This is a genomic window from Actinomyces sp. ICM58, assembly GCF_000283035.1.
In the GTDB taxonomy this organism is placed as follows: domain Bacteria; phylum Actinomycetota; class Actinomycetes; order Actinomycetales; family Actinomycetaceae; genus Pauljensenia.
In genome coordinates, this window is sequence record NZ_ALIY01000232.1 from 1 (window position 1) to 4,147 (window position 4,147).

General features: G+C 64.5%; 5 protein-coding genes and 1 pseudogene. 1 reads left to right on the plus strand and 5 read right to left on the minus strand.

Translation table 11 applies throughout. From position 1 onward, the window contains the following. A pseudogene (locus HMPREF1138_RS11350) lies at positions 1–354 on the plus strand (NUDIX domain-containing protein); the annotation flags it as partial. 48 nt (positions 355–402) lie between these two features. On the opposite strand, the gene HMPREF1138_RS10215 reads toward HMPREF1138_RS11350, so the two are convergent. The 5 genes from HMPREF1138_RS10215 to HMPREF1138_RS10235 form a co-directional block, all read right to left on the minus strand. After that, a complete protein-coding gene (locus HMPREF1138_RS10215) occupies positions 403–918 on the minus strand; it encodes a septum formation family protein (RefSeq protein WP_009059570.1) in 516 nt (171 codons plus the stop codon). 214 nt (positions 919–1,132) lie between these two features. Further along, the gene (locus HMPREF1138_RS10220) at positions 1,133–1,663 is read right to left on the minus strand and encodes a septum formation family protein (RefSeq protein WP_009059560.1); all 531 of its coding nucleotides are present in this window, start codon (positions 1,661–1,663) and stop codon (positions 1,133–1,135) included. Between the two features lie 200 nt (positions 1,664–1,863). After that, a complete protein-coding gene (locus HMPREF1138_RS10225) occupies positions 1,864–2,361 on the minus strand; it encodes a septum formation family protein (protein ID WP_050981264.1) in 498 nt (165 codons plus the stop codon). Positions 2,362–3,033: 672 nt separating this feature from the next. Beyond that, the gene (locus HMPREF1138_RS10230) at positions 3,034–3,462 is read right to left on the minus strand and encodes a septum formation family protein (RefSeq protein ID WP_009059568.1); all 429 of its coding nucleotides are present in this window, start codon (positions 3,460–3,462) and stop codon (positions 3,034–3,036) included. Continuing rightward, positions 3,462–4,147 (minus strand): inorganic phosphate transporter (locus tag HMPREF1138_RS10235; protein ID WP_009059562.1); only part of this gene is annotated, 686 nt, incomplete at its 5' end. The genes HMPREF1138_RS10230 and HMPREF1138_RS10235, both read right to left, overlap by 1 nt.

A 4,147-nucleotide genomic window follows, 5' to 3' on the forward strand; every position in this document is an offset into this window, starting at 1 on the left:
TCCGTGACGCTCGTGGATGCCCTCGGCACCCAGCCCGATGCCGCCGAACAGATCGACGAGGACGCTCGAGCGGGCCGGGTGCGCGCCTTCGCCGCGCAGCGCCTCCGCGAGCCGGGCGGCACGACCCTCGTGTCTGTGACCGGAGCCGCGCGCGACCTCATCGTCGAGGAACTCCGGGCCTACGGGGCAAACACAGTCGCGGGCGGCGACCTCCCCACCCTCAAGCACGGCCAGATCCTGGTCGCCCACGTCGAGCACGGTCCCGACGGGCCGGTCGTTGCCGCCTTCGAGACGCACGGCGTGACCACCAAGAACCCCGCCACTCACGCGCGCAAGGCCTCCAAGAAGCACTGAGGCGACCCGGCATTAGCCGAGCCGCCACAAGCGCGCGTAGAAACAGGGTCACATGTTGGAGTTCCTCGCGGAACCGGTGAGCTTACTGTCGTCCTTGGCGAAGAGGTAGCATTGCACCGTGTGGTCACCTTTTGCCCAGGTTTGTGAAAGGGGAAGCATCCAGTCGTAGTCCAACGTGGAGTCCGCGACGGGCTTGCCGACGTAGTGCTCGAAGATCAGGCCGCAGACCTCGTCGCTCTCCTCGTTAAACTCGTCGTCGGACGGACGGTTCGTGCCTGCGAAGTCAAAAATATGAAAGTATTCCCCATCGTGAGGCTGGTTGCAGTCGACGTTGGTGACTTGACTGTCCTCATCGGGCCCGAACTGGAAACATTCCCCGATGTGTTGCTGCGTCTGTGTATCGGCCGTCGCGGAGGCCGCCGGCGTGCGGGAGCCATTCGAAGGCTTGCGAGTTCCAGACATTGACACGGAACAGGCGGACAGGCCCAGACTCAGGATGGTAGCCGAGACCCCGAGGATCAGCGCGGGGCGCGCGGTGCGGGATGCGAAGGAACGTTGAGACATGATTCTCCTTGGAGCAACGACGCCTTCGCACACGTGATGGAAGAGCGCGGCGCGGCGAGCCTGATTGCTGGTCGTTGTGCTATTTCCACTATATAACGCCGCGGCGACCGCACGATCCGGGTTCTTGGTGCCCGCGATCGGAACTGCTCGGGAGCGCCGCTGACAAGGCGCGGCGGCCCGGCCGAAGCCGAACCGCCGCCGCACAGGATGCGAATCACATGCCGGAGCCCTTGATGGACTGGTTCAGTGTCGAATCGTCATCGGTGGTCGCGATGCAGACGATCTCGCGGTCGCCCGTCGTCCAGGTCTGAACCGTGGGGTACATCCACACGATGCTCAGGTTGGAGTCCTCGTAGTCCTTGCCGACGTAGGGGGAGAAGGCTGCCAGGCAGGCGTCCGTTGCCTTCTTCTCCATGTCGTCCTCGGACGGGCGCGTCGCATCCGTCAGGTTGTGGATGTAAAAGACCTCGCCGTTGTGCGGCTGGTTGCAGTCGAACTCCTCGACGGTCGCGGTGGCGCCGTCGGGGGTGTTGATGCACTGGCCGACGTACATCGCGAACGCGGAGGTGTCGGAGCCGGTGGCCTCGGGGGAGGGGCTCTCCGAGGAGCGCGACGAGGAGGTCTCGGAGGAACGATCGGACGGGGTGCGGCCGCCGAAGGGCAGGCCAGAGCAAGCGGACAGGCCGAGGGCCAGGATCGCGGCGGAGGCGCCGAGAGCCAGGGCGGGACGCATTGCGTGGGACATAGTGCTCCTTGATGAGATGGGATCGCGGCCCGCGGGAGGCGAAACCGCTCAGCTGCGACGACGCGGGCCCAGGGTGGTGCCCGTCGCCATGCTGTTGTCACTATAACAATTCAAATACCGCACGGTAAAGGGGAGGTGGCCGGGGTCATGCCGGGCCGCCACACGAGCCTCAGGATCATCACGCCGCGGCCGGAGGCGGCTCAGATGCCCGAATTGCGCACCGGCTGATACAGGGGGTCACCGTCCGTGCGGATCGCGATGCACTGGATGGTGCGATCCCCTTCCGCCCAGCTCTCCTGGGACGGCCCGAACCACCTGAAATCCAGGTCGGACTCGTCGTAGGGCCTGCCCACGTAGGCATCGAAGGCGTCAACGCAGGCGTCCCAGGCCATATCATCCATGGCATCCTCGGAGGGCATCTGCGAGGAGGTGATTGTCATAACGTGGAAAACCTCCCCCCAATGCTCGTTCGTACACACCGCGTTCTCCACGTCGGTAATCGAGTCCACGCCCGGGTTCTGGATGCACTGGCCGACGTACAGGTCAAGGACGGAGCTGGTGGGCCCGGACGAACCCCCGGAAGAGCCCCCGGAGGAGCTGCGGGGCCTCAGTGAGACGGGGAAGCAAGCGGACAGGCCCAGGCTCAGAAGGGCGGCGCCGATGCAGAGAAACGTTAAGGAACGGGAGCGGTGGGACATGATCTTCCTTGTGTGAGGGGAGCGATGGCCTCGGGAAAGCCTCGCTGCTCATGCGACGGGGATGGTGTCGCGTTCGTACACTCTAGCAACTACGGATGGCGACAGTAAACAACGGTGATAGGGCGCAACGTGTTGGCGGTGGTTAGTCCCATGCGTCGTCGGGGGAGGGGCGTCTGTGCTCGGGCGCCCACGCCGCAGCTCCACAGACAGGACGAACACCATCGGGAGGATTGCACCGGATCGGGAGTATAACGCTAGGGGTAATAATGGGGGTTTTGCAGCATTAGGAGCCTTGCTTCGGCGTGTCGCCGGCGTGTCGCGCCTCTATTGGTGCAATTCCCCCCGTTTGGTGGCGGTGAGGTCGCGGTTCGGGGCGGTGAGGCGCCCGCATCGCAGACCACCTCGGCGACAAACGCCGACAACGGGGCGTTGCGAGCGAGGTGCCTGCGTTGTGGACACAACGATGCCTGGCCGGGCGTCCGCCCACACGCCGGGCATGTGGAGGCATTCATGCCCCCACGATGAAACAACCACCTTCAATGTTGATTGTCACCCGCCAGCACACCGAAAAGTCTCTACACAACCAACACGCTATGTCCTTCAACCAGTAAAAAGCGGGTGGCACCCGGCCCAAAGGCCGCGTGCCACCCGACGGCGCCGACGAGGGAAGGCCTACAGGCCCGAGTCCTTCACCGACGAGGTGAGTGTGGAGCGATCCATGGGACGCGCCAAGCACACAATCGCCCGATCGTTGTGCGCCCACGAATCCTTCGTCGGAATCATCCACGTCATGTCGAGAGTGGACGTCAGGTAGCTCGACCCGATGTACTCCTTGAAATGCTCGAGGCACTGGGCGCCGGCCTGCTTGTTGAGCTCCTCCTCGCCGGGGAAATCCCCGTCGTCGGCGGAGGTCACATAGAAGACCTCGGCGTCATGCTCTCGGGTGCAGCCGGTCGTCTCAACCGTGGTCGTGGTCTTGTCCTCGGGCATGAGGATGCACTGGCCGACCCGCATGTGCATGACGGACGAATCCGAACATGCGGCGAGCGGGACGAGAAGCGCGAGGGCCGCGACCAGGCTGACGAGACGACGGGAAGCCACTAGTGGACCCCCAGAGGCAGCGCCACGAGGAGATACACGATGCCAGACACGATGGCCGCGGCCGGCAGCGTGAGGAACCACGCGGTGACGATGCTGCCCGCGACGCCCCAGCGAACCGCGGAGAAACGCTTCGTGCAACCCACGCCCATGATCGCCGTCGACACGACCTGCGTCGTCGAGATGGGGGCGTGGATGACGTAGGAGCACAGGTACAGGATCGAGGCGGACACGGCCTCGGCGGTGAAGCCGCGAGCCGGATCCAGGTCGATGATCTTGCGGCCAATGGTGCGCATGATGCGCCCACCGCCGGCCATGGTACCCAGCGAAATCGCCAGAGCGCTCGAAATCTTCACCCACAGGGGCACGTTCATTTCGCCCGTGATCGGATCGAGGATGTTGTGGTGCTGGCCGTAACCGCCCGCCATGAGCGCCATGACGATGATGCCCATCGTCTTCTGCGCGTCCTGGATGCCGTGGCCCAGGGCCATCGCAGCCGAGGAGATGCGCTGGGCGGCACGGAAACGACGCATCGTGCGGTGATACTGGGCCTTGCGCAGCAGCCATAGAACGAACTTCATGACGATGTAGCCGACGATGAAACCGATGATGGGGGAGGCGAACATCGGGATCACGACGTGGCTCATGATGCCCCACCAGTGAACGACCGTGCCGCTCATGAGGCCGG

Coding starts and splice junctions, on each gene's coding strand:
- HMPREF1138_RS10215 (WP_009059570.1), bottom strand. CDS start 918: ATGTCTCAACGTTCCTTCGCATCCCGCACCGCGCGCCCCGCGCTGATC.
- HMPREF1138_RS10220 (WP_009059560.1), bottom strand. CDS start 1,663: ATGTCCCACGCAATGCGTCCCGCCCTGGCTCTCGGCGCCTCCGCCGCG.
- HMPREF1138_RS10225 (WP_050981264.1), bottom strand. CDS start 2,361: ATGTCCCACCGCTCCCGTTCCTTAACGTTTCTCTGCATCGGCGCCGCC.